20 protein-coding genes are annotated in these 18,746 nt (G+C 66.2%); 18 read left to right on the top strand and 2 right to left on the bottom strand.

Annotated elements, in window-relative coordinates; translation table 11 throughout:
• Positions 1–10: 10 nt before the first annotated feature.
• The 8 genes from R3P95_RS16410 (at position 11) to R3P95_RS16375 (ending at position 7,687) form a co-directional block, all read left to right on the top strand.
• Positions 11–538 (top strand): peptidase, encoded by a 528-nt coding sequence (locus R3P95_RS16410; protein WP_094638518.1) that lies wholly within the window; start codon positions 11–13, stop codon positions 536–538.
• Positions 539–746: 208 nt separating this feature from the next.
• Complete coding sequence (locus R3P95_RS16405) at positions 747–1,451, top strand: TMEM165/GDT1 family protein (protein WP_149407693.1); 705 nt, start codon at positions 747–749, stop codon at positions 1,449–1,451.
• Between the two features lie 33 nt (positions 1,452–1,484).
• Positions 1,485–2,669, top strand: coding sequence for a sensor histidine kinase (locus R3P95_RS16400; protein ID WP_317548862.1), 1,185 nt, complete (start codon positions 1,485–1,487; stop codon positions 2,667–2,669).
• On the top strand, positions 2,666–3,682 hold the full coding sequence (locus R3P95_RS16395; RefSeq protein WP_317548861.1) for a hypothetical protein: 1,017 nt from the start codon (positions 2,666–2,668) through the stop codon (positions 3,680–3,682). The genes R3P95_RS16400 and R3P95_RS16395 overlap by 4 nt, the downstream gene beginning before the upstream one ends.
• 86 nt (positions 3,683–3,768) lie before the next feature.
• Positions 3,769–5,064, top strand: a complete 1,296-nt coding sequence (locus tag R3P95_RS16390; RefSeq protein WP_149407690.1) for an ABC transporter substrate-binding protein — start codon at positions 3,769–3,771, stop codon at positions 5,062–5,064.
• Positions 5,061–5,966, top strand: coding sequence for a carbohydrate ABC transporter permease (locus R3P95_RS16385; protein ID WP_068045035.1), 906 nt, complete (start codon positions 5,061–5,063; stop codon positions 5,964–5,966). Before R3P95_RS16390 ends, R3P95_RS16385 begins: the two co-directional genes overlap by 4 nt.
• Positions 5,963–6,802, top strand: a complete 840-nt coding sequence (locus tag R3P95_RS16380; protein ID WP_317548859.1) for a carbohydrate ABC transporter permease — start codon at positions 5,963–5,965, stop codon at positions 6,800–6,802. The genes R3P95_RS16385 and R3P95_RS16380 overlap by 4 nt, the downstream gene beginning before the upstream one ends.
• 117 nt (positions 6,803–6,919) lie before the next feature.
• Entirely contained in the window at positions 6,920–7,687 is a 768-nt protein-coding gene (locus tag R3P95_RS16375) for an SDR family NAD(P)-dependent oxidoreductase (protein ID WP_068045041.1), read from the top strand.
• Between the two features lie 41 nt (positions 7,688–7,728).
• On the opposite strand, the gene R3P95_RS16370 is transcribed toward R3P95_RS16375, so the two are convergent.
• Complete coding sequence (locus R3P95_RS16370; RefSeq protein ID WP_394855431.1) at positions 7,729–9,342, bottom strand: TM0106 family RecB-like putative nuclease; 1,614 nt, start codon at positions 9,340–9,342, stop codon at positions 7,729–7,731.
• Between the two features lie 107 nt (positions 9,343–9,449).
• Here R3P95_RS16370 and R3P95_RS16365 point away from each other — a divergent pair, with 107 nt between their 5' ends.
• The 9 genes from R3P95_RS16365 (at position 9,450) to R3P95_RS16325 (ending at position 17,035) form a co-directional block, all read left to right on the top strand.
• Positions 9,450–10,100 carry a DUF6474 family protein gene (locus R3P95_RS16365; protein ID WP_037186611.1) on the top strand — a complete coding sequence of 217 codons (651 nt, stop codon included), beginning with the start codon at positions 9,450–9,452 and terminating at the stop codon, positions 10,098–10,100.
• Between the two features lie 14 nt (positions 10,101–10,114).
• On the top strand, positions 10,115–10,669 hold the full coding sequence (locus R3P95_RS16360) for a hypothetical protein (RefSeq protein ID WP_317548858.1): 555 nt from the start codon (positions 10,115–10,117) through the stop codon (positions 10,667–10,669).
• A gap of 43 nt (positions 10,670–10,712) precedes the next feature.
• Complete coding sequence (locus tag R3P95_RS16355) at positions 10,713–11,369, top strand: YcnI family copper-binding membrane protein (protein ID WP_317548857.1); 657 nt, start codon at positions 10,713–10,715, stop codon at positions 11,367–11,369.
• Positions 11,366–11,911 (top strand): copper resistance CopC family protein, encoded by a 546-nt coding sequence (locus R3P95_RS16350; RefSeq protein WP_317548856.1) that lies wholly within the window; start codon positions 11,366–11,368, stop codon positions 11,909–11,911. The genes R3P95_RS16355 and R3P95_RS16350 overlap by 4 nt, the downstream gene beginning before the upstream one ends.
• Before the next feature lie 7 nt (positions 11,912–11,918).
• Positions 11,919–12,872 (top strand): copper resistance D family protein, encoded by a 954-nt coding sequence (locus R3P95_RS16345; RefSeq protein ID WP_317548855.1) that lies wholly within the window; start codon positions 11,919–11,921, stop codon positions 12,870–12,872.
• 35 nt (positions 12,873–12,907) lie between these two features.
• Positions 12,908–14,083, top strand: coding sequence for a DNA cytosine methyltransferase (locus tag R3P95_RS16340; protein WP_317548854.1), 1,176 nt, complete (start codon positions 12,908–12,910; stop codon positions 14,081–14,083).
• Positions 14,067–14,924, top strand: coding sequence for a GIY-YIG nuclease family protein (locus R3P95_RS16335; RefSeq protein ID WP_317548853.1), 858 nt, complete (start codon positions 14,067–14,069; stop codon positions 14,922–14,924). Before R3P95_RS16340 ends, R3P95_RS16335 begins: the two co-directional genes overlap by 17 nt.
• A gap of 24 nt (positions 14,925–14,948) precedes the next feature.
• Positions 14,949–15,857, top strand: a complete 909-nt coding sequence (locus R3P95_RS16330; protein WP_317548852.1) for a LysR family transcriptional regulator — start codon at positions 14,949–14,951, stop codon at positions 15,855–15,857.
• Positions 15,858–15,925: 68 nt separating this feature from the next.
• Positions 15,926–17,035: a TDT family transporter gene (locus R3P95_RS16325; protein WP_317548851.1), complete on the top strand. Its 1,110-nt coding sequence runs from the start codon at positions 15,926–15,928 to the stop codon at positions 17,033–17,035.
• Here the strand turns inward: R3P95_RS16325 and R3P95_RS16320 are convergent.
• Positions 17,026–17,376: a VOC family protein gene (locus R3P95_RS16320; RefSeq protein WP_269596347.1), complete on the bottom strand. Its 351-nt coding sequence runs from the start codon at positions 17,374–17,376 to the stop codon at positions 17,026–17,028. The two genes, R3P95_RS16325 and R3P95_RS16320, sit on opposite strands and share 10 nt — an antisense overlap.
• Before the next feature lie 138 nt (positions 17,377–17,514).
• Here R3P95_RS16320 and R3P95_RS16315 point away from each other — a divergent pair, with 138 nt between their 5' ends.
• Positions 17,515–18,735 (top strand): plasmid pRiA4b ORF-3 family protein, encoded by a 1,221-nt coding sequence (locus tag R3P95_RS16315; protein WP_317549073.1) that lies wholly within the window; start codon positions 17,515–17,517, stop codon positions 18,733–18,735.
• The last annotated feature ends 11 nt before the right edge of the window (positions 18,736–18,746 follow it).

The following is an 18,746-nucleotide window of genomic DNA, read 5'->3' as shown; positions in this document are numbered from 1 at the left end:
AACGATCGAGATGGACGAGCGAGATCTCATCGGTGTTTCACCGTTTCATGCCGCCGGTCTGCTGCGCGGATTCGTTGTTTCCGGCCGCTGGCCGGACACCACCAAGGAATGGGCCCAGTTTCTGGCCCTCGCTGTGCGGGTGGCCTCGATGCCGGGCCTGTTGGCGACGTCGACGGTGTTCGGGGTGCGTGAGGAATTGCCCGACGACCCCGCCCCGGGGACGGTCGGCTTGGTCGTCGCCGAGGGTCCGGTGATCGGTGACTTCGCGTTGGCTCCCGGACGGTTCGCCGCGCATCAACCTGCCGCCTTGCTGATGCTGCATCCACCGTCGGAGACGACACCGACGCTCCCGGAATGCGTCGGCGCGGCGTCCGGCTGCGTTCTGCTCCCCGGCCTTCCGCATCTCGGACTCGACCATCGGGCGGCCTGGGTGGAGGCCGAATCCGACGGCACCGTGACCTCGATGGTCAGCCGGGTCGGTCTCGATCCCATCAGCGATCCCGACACCGCAGTTTTGGCGATGCTCCTCGCATCCTGACCGCTGTCCGCACACGAATTTTCGGGAACCCAAACTTATTGTCGCATTGGACATTTCGCGACGACACCCTTACAGTCGTGTGCAGCGAAGGGGAGTAGCCCCCAATCACCGTGTCGACATACTGGTTGCTCGAATGCAACCCGGCACCTGAACCGGCCAGTTCCGGTGGGCGAGACCTTCGGTCCTATCGACGACCGAGGAGTCCGCTGTGCTGTCCGCATTACTGTTGAGTTTCGCTGTCATTTTCGTCGCCGAGCTGGGTGACAAGTCCCAGCTCATGGCCATGACGTTCGCCCTGCGCTACAAGTGGTACGTCGTCATCGGCGGCATCACCGTTGCCACCACCGTGGTGCACCTGGTCTCGGTCGCGGTCGGCCACTTCCTCGGTGTATCGATCCCCACCGAGGCGATCTCCATCGTCGGCGGTATCGCGTTCGTCATCTTCGGCCTCTGGACGCTACGCGGCGACTCCCTGTCCGACGACGAGGGCGCGAAGGCCTCCCGGGTCACCAAATCCGCATTCCTCGCGATCGCGTCGGCGTTCTTCCTGGCCGAGCTCGGCGACAAGACGATGCTGGCCACCGTCACTCTCGCCGCCGACAACGACTGGGTGGGCGTGTGGATCGGCTCTACCATCGGCATGGTCGCGGCCGATGCTCTCGCCATCGTGGTCGGCGCGGTACTCGGAAAGCACCTGCCGGAGCGCATGATCCAGTATGGCGCGGCCATCCTGTTCTTCGTCTTCGGTGCCGTCCTGTTCTTCGAGGGCCTGATGCCCGGCACCGCAGCTCCCTACATTGCTGCCGGAGCAGTCGTCGCGATCTCTGCCGTCGTCGTCGCCGTGTTCGTTCGACGCTCCCGCATCAGGGCAGCGCGGGAATCGGCGCAGCAGAGCAGCACCGAACACGCCTGACCTTGGTTTACACTCCTCTCCCGGGAGGGGTGCATGAACAACGAGCAGCAGGTGAGTACGACCGACGCGGCGCACCACTCGACCGACCGGCTGATCAGAATCATCGGCCGATTCGTCGGTGTCGGCTACGGGGCGTACCTGCTGCTGTTGATCCCCGATATCGCACGCACCAGCAACGTCGTTCCCGGATGGTGGACTCCGGTCACCGTTGCCATCGTGTTCGGCACCGGTTTCGCGTTCGCGGCCTCCACCTTTCACCCGAGCATCGGGGTCATCCGCATTGCCGGTTCCGTCGCCGCGTTGGCGTTCCCGATCATGGCGGTGCTGTGGTGGATTGCCTGGGACGGCGAGACGTTCGATCAAGCCGGGACATTTCTTGCGGCATTTCCCGGCCTGGCGGCACTCGCCGCTGCGACGGTGTGGCATTCAGTTCCGGCGTTCGCGCACATGACCACATCTGTCGTCATCGTGCAGTTGACCAATCAGGCTGTGCGAGAACCGTTCCCCCGCAGCAATGTGTTCGCGGACATAGTCTTCGCGATGATGTTCTGCACGGTGTTCGTTGCCGCGACACTCGCCGCGGTGCGCACCGGACGCATTCTCGACGCCACGATCTCCTCGGCTCAGAACGACGCCGCCCGGGCGGCTGCGGCCACCGCGCGTGAGGTCGAGCGCGAGCGGTTCGACGCGTTGATCCACGACGAGGTCATGTCTTCTCTCCTCGCTGTTGCCCGCCATGGCCGCACGCCCAGTCTGGCGCGTCAAGCCCGCTCGGCTCTGCGGCATCTCGATGACCTGACCACCGGCACCGTCTCGGAAACGTTCTCGGCCGACGAGGCTTTGGCTCAGCTTCGTTCTGCCGCAACGACAGTCGACGAGTCGATCGACTTCACCGTGCACGAGGGCGCGCTCGAGCGGACAGAGCAATATCCGGCCGAGACGGTACGCGCCATCGCCGCGGCACTGGCAGAAGCGCTGCGCAACAGTCTGATTCACGCACAGGCATCGGAACGGTCGGTCTCCGCCCGGCTGGCACCGTCGACGTTGCAGGTCACCGTTCAGGACAACGGCGTCGGCTTCGATCGACGTTCGGTGCCGCCCCACCGACTCGGCGTCGCCGTCAGCATCGAAGGCCGGATGCGTCAACTCGACGGCGGGTCGGCCGAGATCGAATCCTCCACCGCAGGCACCACCGTGCGATTGGGGTGGAAGCGATGAACGGCGAGGACGTTCGCGATTTGCTGTCGATGAAGTCGACGGCATCGTACGGGGTTGCCGGTTTCTTCGTCCTCGCGTGCCTGGTGTGCGCAACCTCGACCCTGACCGGGGTGTCCGCGGTGTGGCCCGAGTACGTAGCGGTGCTCGTGCTCTCCGCTGCGGTCATCCTGTTGCTCCGAGCGCCGGGTGACCCGCCGAGCGTGCGGTCGACCGCACTGATGGCCGCATCGGGTCCGGTGGCAGCCGCGCTGGTCTTCGCAGTGGTGCCGGTACCGCTTGCCGGAAGCCTGCAAACGTGGCCCTTGGGCATGCCGCTGGTGATCTACACCTTCATGTGTGTGCGCGGTCGCACACTCGCCGCGTGGCTCGGGCTGGCACTGACCATGTCGGTGGCCATCGGGTGGGCGGTGGTGACGGGTCAGGGATTTCTGTACGGGCTCTCGTTCAGCGCGATCAACATCGCGCCGCTGTTGATGGCGACGTTCTTCGCCTTCACCATTCGTCCCTTGGCCGCCGCAATTTTCGAGCTGCGCAAGCAGTCGACGGTGCGTATCGCGTCCCAGGCCGCGGCGGCGGCCGTGCTCGAGGAACGCGACGCTCGCCTGGCCAGTCTCGACGCGTTGGCCCGGCCGCTGCTGCAGCGCATCGCCGACGGCCCCGATCCCACCGAGGAGGAAGTCCTCGCGTGTCGACTCCTCGAAGCCGAGCTCCGCGATTCCCTCCGCGCCCGAGGTCTGGTGCGACCCGATCTCGCTCGCGCCGCCAGGTCCGCTCGGGCCCGCGGGGTGGAGGTGATGATGCTCGACGACCGATCCCCGGACGTACTCGACGACGACGCGCGTGAACGCATCGTGGCCGCCGCGTCGGGTGCTCTCGATGCCGCCGAGGCGGGCGCGGTCACGGTCCGCCTTCTACCGCCCGGTCGGACGGCGGCGGCGACGATTCTGCTCGACGACCTGGGCGACGGTGCGCACCGCGTCGAGTACGACGAAGCCGGTCACGTCCGGCGCTGAACAGTGGTTTGGACCGCTGCTCCCCTGGCTACTCTGCGGCGGACCAGTCGGTCTGTACAGCTGCAGCCGGTGAACGGAGATCTTTCATGGCACTCGATCGTCGCTCGTTTCTGATCGGATCCGGTGCTGCCGCAGTACCGTTGCTGTTGGCCGGATGCGGCTTCGTCAGATCCAGCCCGTCGCAGCAGACCGAGGGCACACTCACGTTCACCACCTGGGGTACCGATGCCGAGCTGGCCGGCTTCCGAGACTCGATCAGCGCGTTCGAGGCGGCCAATCCCGGGTCGACGATCACACTCAACGCGGTGCCGTACGAGCAGATGTTCACCAACATCGACGCCCAGCTGCAGGCGGGCAATCCACCCGACATCTTCCGCGTCCCGTATTACACGTTCGGTGCATATGCCGGCCGAGGCCAACTGCTGGATCTGTCGCCGCTGTTGGCGTCGGACACGCGGGATCAGTTCACGCCCACAGCGTGGGCCGCAGTGCAGAACGGCGGAATCCCCTACGGCCTACCGCACCACACCGACACCTCGGCAATTCTGGTGAACCGAAACCTGTTGTCGCAGGCCGGTATCGACTCGGTTCCGACAAGCCTGGACGACGCCTGGACGTGGGACGAGCTGGCGTCGATCGGCGACCGACTGCGTTCCTCGCTGCCGGCCGACAAGTACCCGTGGGCCTACAACTGGCAGGGCAACGGTGTCACCCGCTGGTTGAGTCTGCTGTTCCAGGCCGGCGGGTCCTTCCTGGCCGAGGACCAGAAGACTCCACTGATCGACTCCGACGAGGCGCGCCGAGCCGTCGAATTCTCGTCGTCCTTCTTCTCGAACGGCTACGTGCCGGCGAACAACACCATCGCGTCGTCGAGTTACGCCAGCGAGGCGTGGTTCTCGCAATCGGTGGCGATGGTGTGGTCGGGTGCGTTCCAATTGCCCGACGCCGATGCGACGGCCAGTTTCGATTGGACGGCCACCTACGCTCCCCGAGATCGCCGGGGCGGCGGAGACTTCGGCGGCAACGCACTTGTCGCGACGTCGCAGACCTCGCAGCCGGAACTGGCGGCGTCGTTCCTCGAGTTCGTCACCCAGCAGGAACAGATGCGCAACTTCTGCAGGGCCGCCTCGTTGCTGCCGACGCGTACCGATCTGCTCAACTCCGACCTCGAGTTCGATATCCGGTCGGAGCTGGCACCGATCTTCGCAGCTCAGGCCACTACGGTGCAGCCGCAGGATGCCGCTCAGGTGGCGTCGCCGTCGATGTCGGCGATCATTCCGGTTCTGAAGGAACAACTCGATCTTGCGTTCGCCGGTTCGCAGGATGCCGCTGCCACCGTCTCGGCGTTGCAGAGCGGAATCGCCGGGGTCACCGGCGCATGACGGCTGTAGTACGAGCGAAGACCAAACGCGCCGGGGCCAGGAAGGAAGCGTTCGCGGCCGCCGGATTCCTGGCCCCCAGTTACGCACTGTTGGCCGTGTTCGTCCTCGTTCCTCTCGTCGCCGCGTTTGTCGTCAGCCTGCAGCAGACAGACGGCTTCGGTGCAGGTGAGTTCGTCGGGGCAGCCAATTACGCACGCCTGGTGGATGATCCGCTGTTCTGGCGGGCGCTGATCAACACCCTGCTGTTCACGGCGTTGGTCACTCCGCTGTCGATGCTGTTCGGTCTGATCGCGGCCGTCCTCCTCAACTCCGCGTTGCCGGCGCGGCCGCTGTGGCGCTCACTGGTGATCCTGCCGATGGCCGTCTCGGGCGTGGCGACCGGCCTGATCGGCATTCTGGTGTTCGACCAGAACTCGGGCGTGCTGAACAATCTGATCGGTTTCCTCGGGCTGCCTGCCATCGATTGGCAGTCTTCTCCCGGGCCCGCTTTCGCGTCGATCGTCATCGCCACGGTGTGGTGGCGCACCGGGTTGAACATGCTGATCTACCTGGCCGGGCTCCAAGGTCTCGGTCCCGATCTGTACGAGGCGGCCCGGCTGGACGGCGCGAACGCATTTCAGCGCTTCCGCAACGTGACGGTGCCGCTGCTGGGTCCCACGTCGTTCTTCCTGCTGGTGCTCAACGTCATCTACTCGTTCCAGGTGTTCGATCTGGTCTTCGTCCTCACCGGCGGCGGACCGGGCGGGGCGACGTCGGTGCTTGTCACCTACGCCTACGAGACGGGCTTCGTCACCCGCGATCAGGGCTATGCCGCATCGATCGGCATGGTGCTGTTCCTGTTCGCCCTCACCTTCGCCGCCGCGCAGTGGCGCGCGAGCCGAACGAAGGATCTGGTCGAATGAGCGGGCCCAGAAACGCGTCGGCTCGCCGCGCACTGGTGCTGCGCACCGTGATCATCGCCGTCATCGGCCTGATCACCGTCGCACCGCTGTATTGGATGCTGGCCGTGGCGTTCTCGACTCGCGGGGAGTTGCTGGGCGGGGGTGAGCTACGGCTGTGGCCGCGCCAGGTGACGTGGGAGAACGTCACCCGCGTGTTCGACTCGTTCCCGGTCGCGACGTGGCTGGGCAACTCGATCGCCATTGCCGTCGTGGTCACGATCATCACCGTGGTGACAAGTCTGCTCGCGGGATATGCGTTCGCGCACTTGAAGTTCCGATTCTCGACGCCGCTGTTCTTCATCGCGCTGGCAACGTTGGTACTGCCCGTGCAGGTGATCATGGTGGCGCTGTTCCGCATCGTCGTCGGACTCGGTCTGTACGGCACGTACTGGGCGGTGATCCTGCCGAGTTCGGCGACGGCGTTCGGGCTGTTCCTCGCGCGTCAGTTCATGCTCGGCATTCCCCGTGAGCTGCTCGAGGCGGCCCGACTCGACGGTGCCGGGCATTGGCAGATCTTCCGACGCGTCGTGCTGCCGCTGTCCGGGCCACTGATCGCCGTCCTCGCCTTCATGAGCCTGCTGCAATCGTGGAACGACTTCGCGTGGCCGCTGATCGCACTGCGGGAGAACGAGTTGTTCACCCTCCCCATCGGCCTGCTGTACCTGCAGGGCCAGGCCAACAGCGATTACGGTGCCACGATGGCGTTCGCGCTGATCAACGTCGTGCCGATGGCGTTGCTGTTTCTGTTCTTCCAGAAATACTTCATCGCCGGATTCGCGCGCAGCGGAATCAAGTAGGCCCCACTCCAGGGTGCCTGAGGGCGGGTGAGGTGCCCCGCCGGTTATGGTGCAAGCGACTACGAGGTCGCAGCCTGTGCCGCGGCCCGCCACCGTGAGCGAAGGGGATCGTACGACGTGGAGATTTCAGGAACAGCAGCACTTGTCACCGGCGGGGCATCCGGCCTCGGAGCCGCAACGGCCGCACGTCTGGCCGCCGCGGGCGTCACCGTCTTCGGTCTCGATCTGCCGCAGTCCATCGAGCGGGCCGGAGACAGCGTCCCGGCCGGGGTGACTCTCATTCCGGCAGACGTCACCAGCGAGGCCGAGGTCGAGGCGGCACTGGACACCATCGTCGAATCCGGTGTGCCGCTGCGCATCGTCGTCAACTGCGCGGGCGTGGGCTGGGCGGGCCGCATTCTGTCCAAGAAGGGGCCGCACGATCTCGAGCTGTTCCGCACCGTCATCACCATCAACCTGCTCGGCACGTTCAACGTGATGCGCCTGGCCGCGAACCGGATGCAGTCGCAGTCGACCGTCGACGATGCGGGCCAGCGCGGCGTCGTCATCAACACCGCCTCGGTCGCGGCGTTCGAGGGCCAGATCGGCCAGATCGCCTACACCGCTTCCAAGGGCGGAGTACACGCGATGACCATCACCGCCGCTCGCGACCTGGCCCAGGTGGGCATTCGAGTCAACACCATCGCCCCCGGCATCGTCGACACCCCGATGCTGGCAGGCGTCACCGAGGAATACCGTCAGGGCCTCGAGGCCTCGGTGCCGTTCCCGTCGCGCCTGGCTCAGCCCAGCGAGTACGCGCAGCTGGTCCAGATGATCGCCGAGCACGACTACCTCAACGGTGAGACCATCCGCATGGACGGCGCGATCCGCATGGCTCCGCGTTAACCTCTGACCACCGGCGCGTGGCCCCGCCGATCGAGGCGGGGTCACGCGCGAGCGCGCAGATCCGCTACCGTCGGGATTTCCTTCTCGGCGCGGTCGGACATCCACTCGCGCAACACTTTCGTCGCCAGAACGTCGTCCTCGTTGTAGACGAGCAGTCGCTCGCGCTGCGTGTGGTCGGGCTCGGCGTCGTATCCGACGGCTTCCCGGTACCACCCCATCGACGCCTCGCCGCCGGCTTCGTCGTCACGCCAAGCGAATCCTGCGACCGGCGCAATCTTCTTCAGTCCCTTGCCGTTCGGGCAGATGAACTGATCGCTCACGGCCTGGTAGATGTCCACCCACTGCTCGCTGTCGATGAACTCGCGAATCTGCGCCTCGGTGGGAACCCCGGGAACGTCCGCGAAACGGCGTGCCGAGTCGAGCAGCCACTTGTCTTCCGCCTGCCGCGAATAGCAGTACGCGGCAAAGGTTTTGCCGCGCGCAGCCGCGTCGGCCCTGGTATCCATCAACCAGTTCCAGAACACCGCGAACGAGCGACCCTCGTCGACGGTCGGTAGCGGATCCCAGGTGACGAAACCCCGATACGACGGCGGCGGGCCGCCTGCCTCGGTGAGCAGCGTGCCCCACAGATACGCGCCGTGTTCCTGGTAGCTCTCCATGTCCACGTCCACCTCGACGTCGGCGCGATGCACCGAGACGGTCTCCGAGCGCCGGAGCAGCGGCACGTCCGCTCGCCAGGCCAGCGCGGCGGACACGGCGTCGTCGAAGTTTCCGAACGGCCACTCCTCGGGGGCCGGGCCGGTCCACTGCGCCAACTCGTCGATGGTGCGCACGCCCGCGCTGCGCAACACCTCGGCGCGGGACCCGGAGGCGACAAGCGACACGTCCCGAACGGCTTCGAGTTGCGGCTTGCAGTCGAACCACCATGCACACGAACGACATTCGCTCACCTGGGAGGGCACGGTGAACGCGACGCCCTGGGCCACCGCGAGCCGGTCCGCGAAGCGGGTGTCGTACTCGTCGAGGACCGTCGTGAGATCGTGCACCAGCATGCATTCACCCTTGTAGCCCACTGCGCCGCCGACGGGTGTGGCCGTGGCCAGGCCCTCGTGCGCGAGCATCCGATACAGGTGCGCGAGCCGGAGTTGATCGCGCAGCTGACTGCGCACCTTTCGAGTCTCGTCGATCGCCGGAGACCACTGGTCGAGCGGGGTGGTGCGCGCCCCACGGCCGGGGTCGGTGACCTTGTGGTTGACCACGATCACCGGGATGTATCCGCCCGCCGCGTCACGGATGAGCAATTCGCTCCGCCCGCGTCGACCGGTATCGCGTTCGAGGGGCAGTACCGCGTTCCAGATGCGTTCCACGCCGGCCCGGCAGGCGGCGACGGTCGCGTCGGCGGCCCCTCGGGCGGTGGGTTCGTCGATCTCGATCCACCGCATCGAATCGTCCACGGCCAGCTGCGCGCGGACGTTCTCGCGGTGCGCCTGAGCTGCTTCTCGACGCTGCCGCACCCCTGGGTTCTCGGGTTCACCGCGCAGCAACGATCCATACGCGGTGTCGAGATAGAGCCGATGCCTGCACCGCGTCAACGATCCGGCATCGAGCAGCACGGGCACAGGTGATGTGGCTGCCGCGCCTCGTTGACCGTTCACACTGTTAGACACTAGGTCAGCCCTCCGACAGCCTGCACAGATCAGCGCCCGATAGGGTGTGGGTAACGCACTGTCCCGCCTAGCAGCACACGTCAGGAGCCTTTTCGATGGGTTTGTTCCGCAAGCGTAAGGGTCGAGCCACTCGCAAGGCAGAGGCCAAGGCGCTCAAGCACAAGGCAACACTCGAAGCGAAGCTGGGCGCGAAGAACGAGCGCAAGCAGTTGAAGTCGATCGCCAAGGCACAGCGCAAGCTCAGCGCGGTGGAGGCGAAGTCGCAGAAGAACGTCGAGAAGGCCCAGGTCTCCGCTCTCAAGGCGCAGCAGAAGGCCGCGGTACAGGGAACGCTCAGCGTGGCTCAGATCCGCAAGTACCTCGGCATCGCTCGACTGCTGATTCCGGTGCTGGCTCCCATCCTCTACCGCGGTGCGACGGTCGTTCGCGCGCAGCTGGACAGCCGCAAGGCACAGCAGCTCGGTGTCGCTCCCGACCAGCTCAGCGAATACACCGGCCACGGCGGAAAGCTCAGTGCCCGCATCGCCGGTGCCGAGAAGTCGCTCGACACCATCGGTGCGCGCCACTCCGATCCCGAGACCAAGAGCTTCGGTGCCGCGATCAGCGAGCGTCTGGACGATCTGACCACCGCCGTCCGCGCATCCGAGCAGATGCCGCCCGCTCGCCGCAAGACCGCGCACGCCGCGATCTCCGCAGAGCTCGACGGCATCGAGGCCGATCTGCTCGCCCGCCTCGGCGTGCGCTGAACCCTGCACAACCGATGACCGACAGCTCTGCCGCCCCGCTTCGCGGCGGAGCTGTCGGTATCGTCACCGCGGCGCTCGCGGTGGCCGCTCACGGCATGGCAGGCGGCGGTTGGCCCGACGGTTCCGCACTGGCTCTGCTTGTCGTCGTCAGCATCGGGGTGGGTGCCATGACGGCCCTGCCCAGACGTTCGACCGTCCTGCTGCTTCCCGCTCTGCTGGGCGGACAACTCGTCGCCCACATCGCGCTGAGCCTCGGCGGTACGGCCGACATGCACAACCACTCTCTACTTCCCAGCACAGCGATGATCGCCTTTCACGCGGCCGCCTCGGTCGTCACCGGCCTGATGATCGCCACGGCCGAGCGCCTCTACGGCCCGATCACGTCCATCGTCCGAGCGATTCTCGCGCTCCTCACTCCCCTGCCCGACGGTTCCGCCGTCGGTCGCGTGTCCACGTCCGTTGCGGTTCCGTCGGTAGACGGTGCCGCTCTGGACTGGGCCATTTCTCGTCGCGGTCCCCCGATGTCGTCTTGCTCGTTCCGCGGGCTCCACTCGCGGTCGGCGTTCTGACCGACATCCTTTTCCGCTTCTCTGCACAGAAATGACCCAACCCATGAAGAGCTCTCTTTCCCGTGCCCTGTTCGTCTCGGGAGCCACCGTCGGCGCACTGCTGATCGGCGCAGGCGCGGCGTCCGCGCACGTCGTCGTCTCCGCTCCCGACGCCGCGCAGGGCGGCTACTCGGTGCTGACGTTCCGCGTTCCCACCGAGTCCGATACCGCCTCGACCAGTTCGGTCAAGGTGACCCTCCCCGGCCTCAATTCCGCTCGCACACAGCCCGTTCCGGGCTGGACGTCCACCGTCGAGAAGGACTCCGCCGATCTCGCGGTATCGGTGACGTGGACCGCGAACCCCGGTTCCGAGGTCGGGCCGGGCCAGTTCCAGCAGTTCCTGCTCTCGGCGGGCCCGCTGCCCGAGCAGGAGACCGTCTCGTTCCCGGCCACCCAGACTTACACCGACGGTGAGGTCGTCGACTGGAACGAGCCGATGACCGAGGACGGTAGCGAGCCCGAATTGCCCGCTCCCACCCTGACTCTCGCCGCGGCCGGCAGTGGGGATGCGCACGGCAGCGCCCACACCGAGACCACCGCCACCTCCGAAGCGTCGTCGGAGGACAACACCGCCCGCTGGCTCGCCGGTGTCGGGCTCGTGCTCGGTGCCGTCGGCGCAGGTCTTGGCATCGGTGCAACGATCAGGGCGCGGCGCTCATGAGATCACTGGTCCTGTCCACGAGGGCGCTGGTCGTCTCGGTCGCAGCACTGCTGATGCTGTTGATCGCCGCACCGATCGCCTCGGCGCACTCGCAGGTCACCGGGTACAGCCCGGCCGACGGCTCCTCCCTGGACGCGTCTCCGGCGACGGCATCCGTGTCCTTCAACGAGGTGCCGCAGTCGCAGTTCGCCACACTCAACGTCGTCGGGCCCGACGGCAACATCTGGTCGAAGGGCGATGCGCGCATCGAGGGCCAGAGCGTCGTCGTCGACGTCGGCGAACTGGGGCCGGTCGGCGAGTACACCCTCGCGTATCGCATCACCTCGGCCGATGGCCATCCGGTCAGCGGCACAGCGTCGTTCACGCTGACGCAGGAGGGGTCAGGGACACCAGGGGCACCCGCCGACGCGTCGGGAAGCGCAGAGGAGTCCGAGAGCTCGTTCCTCGGCGGCTACGGTCGCATCGCGCTGATCGCCGTGGCGGTTCTGGCCTTCGCCGGGGCATTGGGGTTCGCACTCCGTAAGCCCAAGACGCGGAAGTAGCACCGACGTGGCTGCGGTGGGCGAGAGAAGCGTTCGGCTGGTACTCGCCGCCGCAGCTGCGGCGCTGGTGGGGGTCGCGGCAGCGTTCGCGCTGGCGTTCTCCACCTTTCCCGGTGGGTCCTCGTGGCTGCGGGTGATCGCGGTGGCGTCGGGTTCGGTGGTGTTGGGGTTCGGGGTTCTCGCCGTCCTGGACGCCAGTTCCGATTCCCGACGCCCCGCCGTGGACCCGCCGGTGATGTGGCGCGCGATCGGCTACCTGTCGGGACTGTGGGCGGTGGCCGAGTTCGTTCTGCTGGCCGCCGCGGCAGCCGATTCTGCCGGTCGCACGCCGCTGACGTTGTCGCCCAGCGCTTTCGCCACGTTCGCCACCTCGATCTCGGTGGGCCGTCTGGGTTCTGCGACGGTGATCCTGACGCTCGCCCTGTGCGCCATCGGGGTGGCCGGGTATAGGCTGAGGGCGAGCTGGTCACCGATTCCGGTGGTCGTGCTGGCATCCCTTGCGCTGGTCGCTCGGCCGATCACCGGGCACATGTCTCAGTTCACGTTCGGGTCTTTTGCCGTCGCCGTGCATGTGGTGTGCGCGTCCGTGTGGCTCGGCGTCCTGGGTGCGATGGCGCTGAGCCTACGGAGCAAATCCGCGTGGGCGACGCTGTTGCCGGTCTATTCGCGAGTCGCGTTCTGGTGCGTCGTCGGGGTTGCCACCACCGGGGTGCTGGACGCAGTCCTGAAACTGGACAGTCTTGCTGCCGTGGTCGAGACCGGTTACGGCCGAATCGTTCTCGCGAAGGTTCTCGTCACGGTGATCCTGATCGCGTCCGCTCACCGAATCCGTCGGACGTGGTTACCCACCGTCGCCGCGCACCGATCCACCGTCGAGCACTCGGTGGGCCGAGCCGCAGCGCACATCTGCCTGCTGGCGGTGGCGTTCGGCTTGGCTGCGGCGCTGGCGACCACTGCATAACCAAGCTTGTCGGAGCTCTGTACTAGCCTGGGTGCATGCCGAAGTTGACTGTGGTGCCGGGTGGTTCTTCGGCACCTGCGCTCGGTCGGATCCACACTGTCGCGGAGTTCTTCGCCGGTATCGGCCTGGTGCGAATGGGCTTGGAGCAGGCCGGTTTCGAGGTCTCGTGGGCCAACGACATCGAGCGCGACAAGCATCACATGTACCGCCAGCACTTCGGTGACGATGCCGGCCATTTTCAGCTCGGCGATGTCGCACGCACTCGAGGAGACGATCTGCCCGAGGGTCTGTCGTTGGCGTGGGCATCGTTTCCGTGCACCGATCTGTCGTTGGCCGGCGGCCGGGCCGGGCTCGCGGGCAAGAACTCCTCGACCTTTCGGCATTTCACGCGGGTACTGAGCGAGCTCGGTGATGCTCGACCCGAGGTGGTGACGCTCGAGAACGTCGTCGGGCTGGCGACCAGCCACGGTGGAGACGATCTGGCCGCAGCGGTCCGGGAGCTCAACGAACTCGGCTACTCCGTGGATGTCCTGACCATCGATGCCCGACGCTTCGTTCCGCAGTCGCGTCCGCGTCTCTTCCTGGTCGGTGCGCAGAATCCCCCGGAGGATGCACGCGATCCCAACAGTGAGCTTCGGCCGGATTGGCTGCAGGCGGTGTACGGCGATTCGACGTTGCTGACCCATCGGGCACCCTTGCCGAGTCCGCCGATTCCGTTGACCAGTGGCCTCGGTGATCTGGTCGAGCGCATGGACTACCGCGACGAGCGGTGGTGGGATGCAGACCGTACCGCAGCATTCGTGCAGTCCTTGTCGCCGATTCAGTTGCAGCGCATCGAGATTCTGAAGAAGGCCCGCAAGGTCAGCTACCGCACCGCCTACCGACGCACCCGTAACGGCGTCGCCGTCTGGGAAGCTCGCCCCGACGACATTTCCGGTTGCCTCCGCACCGCCCGCGGCGGTTCGTCCAAGCAAGCGGTGGTCAAGATGGGCAACGGCCGGTTGCAGGTGCGGTGGATGACGCCACTCGAATACGCCCGCCTGATGGGTGCCGGCGAGTACTCACTCGACGGGCTGCGAAACAACCAGGCGCTCTTCGGTTTCGGTGATGCGGTGTGCGTTCCCGTGGTCGCCTGGCTGGCCGAGCACTATCTGATGCCGCTGGTCAGCGGGACCCTGAGTTCGACTGCGGCACATGTCCAGTCACGGTAAGTCCTCGCTGCGGTCGTCCGCCGTCGCGCCGCGCAAGAGCACCCTTCCCGCGGACGACGTACAGTCCTTTCGCACCGCACTGCGAGAAGTGCTGACCGAGAAGGACGATCAGGGCCGAGTGTGGTCAGCCGCCAAATGGGGCGTGTACGCGTTCTACGATTACGACGGTGAGCCGATCTACGTGGGGCAGACCAAGGAGAAGCTCAGCGTCCGGGTGCAGCGCCATCTGACCAACCAGCGAACCGACGCCGTCGCGATGCGGGTACTCGACGTCTTCGAGGTCGCGGAGATCGAGATTTGGCCGCTGTGGCAGTACGAGGATCTCAAGAAGTCCGACGGCGCAGAGCAATTCCGCGCGGCCGAGCGTGATCTGAATGCGCACGAGTACACCGCGTACCTCGAGGCCATCGACAAGTCGCGACACAAGGCGATCCTCAACGAGAAGATTCCGCCGGTCTCGGAGCCCATTGCACTCCCCGCGTCGCTGCGTCGGTCGCTCATCTCCGAGCAGACCCGCCGCGAGCGCGGGCACCCCGACATCCGCATCGCGCGCCGCGCCGAGACCATCTCACGGCTGGCTGCCGTCACTCGCGAACGCGGCGAGGTCTCCGAGGGTCTACGACGCGTCCTCGTGGTCCAGGCCGTGCGCCTGGCCTACCTGTCGGCCGAGCGACTCGCCTTCGTCGAGGGGCACCCCATTCCCGATCCCGCCGCGATCGACGTCACCGCGCTGGTGGGTTCGGTGCTGCACGAGCGCGCCCCGGACTCGGACGACGAGCCCGAAGACATCGAAGGGGCCACCGACCCCGAAGGCGAGTTGGACCTGTTCAGCGAGTTCTGACTCGGGTCGTCGTACGCTCGCCCTGTGCCGCTCCCCCCTCACGTTGCCGATCTCACCAGCATCGACCTGCTGCTGTCGGTCGCCGAGCTCGGCAGCATCGGGCGAGCGGGTCGAGCGCACGGCATGTCGCAGCCCGCGGCCAGCGCGCGTATCCGTGCGCTGGAACGACGGGTCGGCGCTCCTTTACTGAAACGAGGCGCACGCGGAACGGTGCTGACCGAGTTCGGCGAGCTGGTCGCGAGTTGGGCAGCGCCGGTCGTGCGGTCCGCCGAGGACCTGGCGACGGCCATCGCCACGTTGCACGCCGAACGCGTCGGCCATGTGCAGATCGCCGCGAGTCAGACTGTCGCAGAATATCTTCTGCCCCGATGGCTGGTCACGCTCCACACGCATCTTCCGCACATCGTGCCGAGCCTCACGTCGGGCAATTCCACAGTGGTCGCCGAGAGAGTGCTTGCGGGAGCCGCCGACCTCGGCTTCATCGAAAGTCCGACTGTACCTGCGGATCTGGATCATCGGACCGTTGCCACCGACGAGCTGGTACTGGTGGTGGCACCTGATCACGCCTGGGCAGTCACCGCGCCGTCGGCCGCCGAGATCGTCGCCACCGCACTGGTGACGCGGGAGGCGGGGTCGGGAACGCGCTCGGCCTACGAAAGCGCTGTGGCTGCAGCGGGTCTCGGGCAGCCGATGTCGCCGCTTCTCGAGGTCTCCTCGACGACGGCGATCAAGTCCGCCGTCGGTGCGGGAATCGGCGGAGCCGTGCTGAGCTCGTTGGCCGTCGCCCCCGAGTTGGCCGCGGGAACCCTGGTCCGCGTACCGATCCCAGGACTGACTCTCCGTCGTGAGTTGAGGGCGATCTGGCCGTCCGGCCGCACCCCCACCGGACCCGCCGCAGAATTATTGTCCGTTGCAGCGAAGACTCAGTCATAACTTTCAGTTATGGGTAACGAACATTTCGGCACCTACCGGACGTGATCGGCTACGGGCAGGCTGAAGTCATGACCGTCACTGCCCTCACCCCCGCTGTGCGTCCCAGGACTTTCGAGCACATCACCCCCAATTGGTTCGCCGCGGTGATGGGTACCGGGATCGTCGCCAGTGCGGCCTCAACTCTGCCCGTGCAGTTTCCCGCACTGCACGTCTTTGCCGTTGCGGCATGGGTGATCGCCGCTACGGCGCTGGTCGTGATCGGTGGAGCCTTCGCGCGGCATTGGATCGGGCACCGCGACCGGGCCGTCGAGTACGCCCGACACCCGGTGATGGTGCAGTTCTACGGCGCTCCGCCCATGGCGATGCTCACCGTCGGCGCGGGAGCGGGACTGCTCGGCGCGGACGTGCTCGGCCCCACCACAGCCACCACGCTGTTCGCCGGCCTGTGGATCGCCGGGACGATCGCCGGTCTGCTCACGAGCGTCGTCGTTCCGTATCGAATGATCACCGCGTCCGATCATCGCGACGTCGCAGCCCTGCCGGCGTGGCTGATGCCCGTCGTTCCGCCGATGGTGTCGGCGTCGACAGGGGCGTTGCTGCTTCCGCATCTGCCCGAGGGCCAGTGGCGGCTGGCGCTGCTGTGCGCCTGCTATGCGATGTTCGGGCTGTCGCTGATCGTCGGGATGATCACGCTGACTCTGATCTACGGGCGCCTGCTGCACGGCGGTCTGCCGCCCGTCGACGCCGCGCCGACCGTGTGGATCACGTTGGGGTTGATCGGTCAGTCGATCACGGCGGCCAACCTGCTGGGCACCGACGCATCGATGGTGTTCACCGGTGCACAGTCGTCGATCGCCGTCGGGCTACACGTCTTCGGTATCGGCTACGGACTGATCATGGGCGGCTTCGGAATGCTGATGTTCGCGCTCGCGACAGCTCTGACCGTGCACGCGGCACGCAGGAACTTGGGGTTCTCGCTGACGTGGTGGTCGTTCACGTTCCCCATCGGGACCTGCGTCACCGGAGCGACTGCCCTGGGTCATGCGCTGAACTTCGGTGCGGTGCAGGCTCTGGCCGTCGCCCTGTACGTCCTACTGCTCGCCGCCTGGCTCACCGTGGCCACCCGCACCGTTCGCGGAATCCGGCACGGAGAACTGCTGCATCCCGATCACAGGTGAGACAGCACGTTCACGACGTTGCCGCCAGCATCGCGAAAGAAGAATCGGCGGACTCCCCATTCCTCGTTGGTGATCTCGTAGACGATCTCGAGTTCGGCGTCCATCGCTGCCCGGTACGCCGCGTCCACGTCGTCCACTTCGATCGATGCCGACGGATTGACCGGCCCGGTGGGGTCGGCGGTGATCAGACTGAGCTGCGCCGCACTGTCGCCCGACGGAGCGAGCGTGGCGATCCAACCGTGATTCATCACCACCTCCATGCCGGTGACCTGGACGTACTTGTCCAGCGCCGCATCGAGATCGGTGACTGTGAGCAATGGCATCGCGCGCAGAACATCCATGCCCGGACTGTATCGCCGACAACGTCCCCGCGGGGACGTGCTCGACGAACATCTCGCACATGATGGACGATCCTGACGATGCTGACGATCAGGGTGACTCTGGCCGACGTCGAGCCGGTGGTGTGACGGCGATTCACTATCGCCTCCGACGCCACACTGCCCGAGCTCCACGACGTCATTCAGGACGTCATGGGTTGGGAAGACAGACATCTGCACATGTTCTTCGTCGGCGACGATCCTCTTCGAAGCACTCGACGCTACGAGATGAAGTCCTCGCTCGAGGAGTGGGACGACGGCACCGGGACGCCCGAGGACGGCGTTCGAGTCGACGACGTCCTCGGTGCCGTCGGGGATCGTCTCGGGTACGAGTACGACTTCGGTGACGGATGGACACACCACCTGGTCGTCGAAGAAATATCGACTGCTGCCGGTACTGCCGCTTGTCTGGACGGGGGCCGCGCCTGCCCACCCGAAGACTGCGGCGGCTCGTCGGGCTACGACGAACTGCTGAAGGTTCTCGCTGATACCGATCATCCTGAACACGACCACATGAAGCTCTGGGCGGGCGACTTCGACGAGCGCTTCGCGGTGGCCGACGCGAACGACAGAATCGCGTTGCGGCGCGCGGTGACGGAGTTGGCCGGTCGCGTACGGGAACGGCTACCCAAACTCGGCTCGCTTCTCGAACGCGGGCCCCTCGAGTATCACCCCGATCTTCCCGATGTTCTCGCACGCGTCGATGTGGATGTGGCACAGGTGGACCCCGCAGTGGCGGCGTCGGCGATGGAGAAGCTGATGTGGATGCTGGCGCGCGTGGGCGAAGACGGAATCACTCTGACTGCTGCGGGTTACTTGCCGCCCAAGGACGTCGGTGCGATGCGTACCGAGCTCGAGTGGGGTACCAGATGGTTCGGAAACTCCAACCGCGAGGTGGACCATCAACAGGTGCACTGGCTTCGGGCTGCTGTGACGCAACTCGGACTCGTTCGCGTGCTGAAGGGGCAGCTTCTTCGCACCCGTTTGGGCAACACCCTCGCTACCGACCCGGTCCGCCTGTGGTCACACGCCGCGGCTCGGATGCCCGTTGGGCGCGAGCAGTACGAGAAAGACGCGGGCGTTCTGCTCCTGGTGTCGGTCGCGGCGAGTTGCTCTGTAGACGAACGCAATTCGCTCGTCTTCCGAAGCCTCGAGGCGCTCGGATGGAGGATCCCCGAGAGGGAAAGACCGTACGCCCAATACCTCGCTCGACCGACATTGGACTTCCTGACTCTGATCGGCGCTGTGCCGTCGACCCTGGGTCGTGAAGGGGCCGGACCGGATTGGGGACGGCAGTTCGCGGTACACGCACTCGGCTCATGAACCAGAATGGG

Origin of the sequence: Rhodococcus cercidiphylli, from assembly GCF_033042225.1 — a bacterium.
Classification (GTDB): domain Bacteria; phylum Actinomycetota; class Actinomycetes; order Mycobacteriales; family Mycobacteriaceae; genus Rhodococcoides.
The sequence above is the reverse complement of the archived record's forward strand: the minus strand, read 5'-3'. Positions and strand labels throughout refer to the sequence as shown.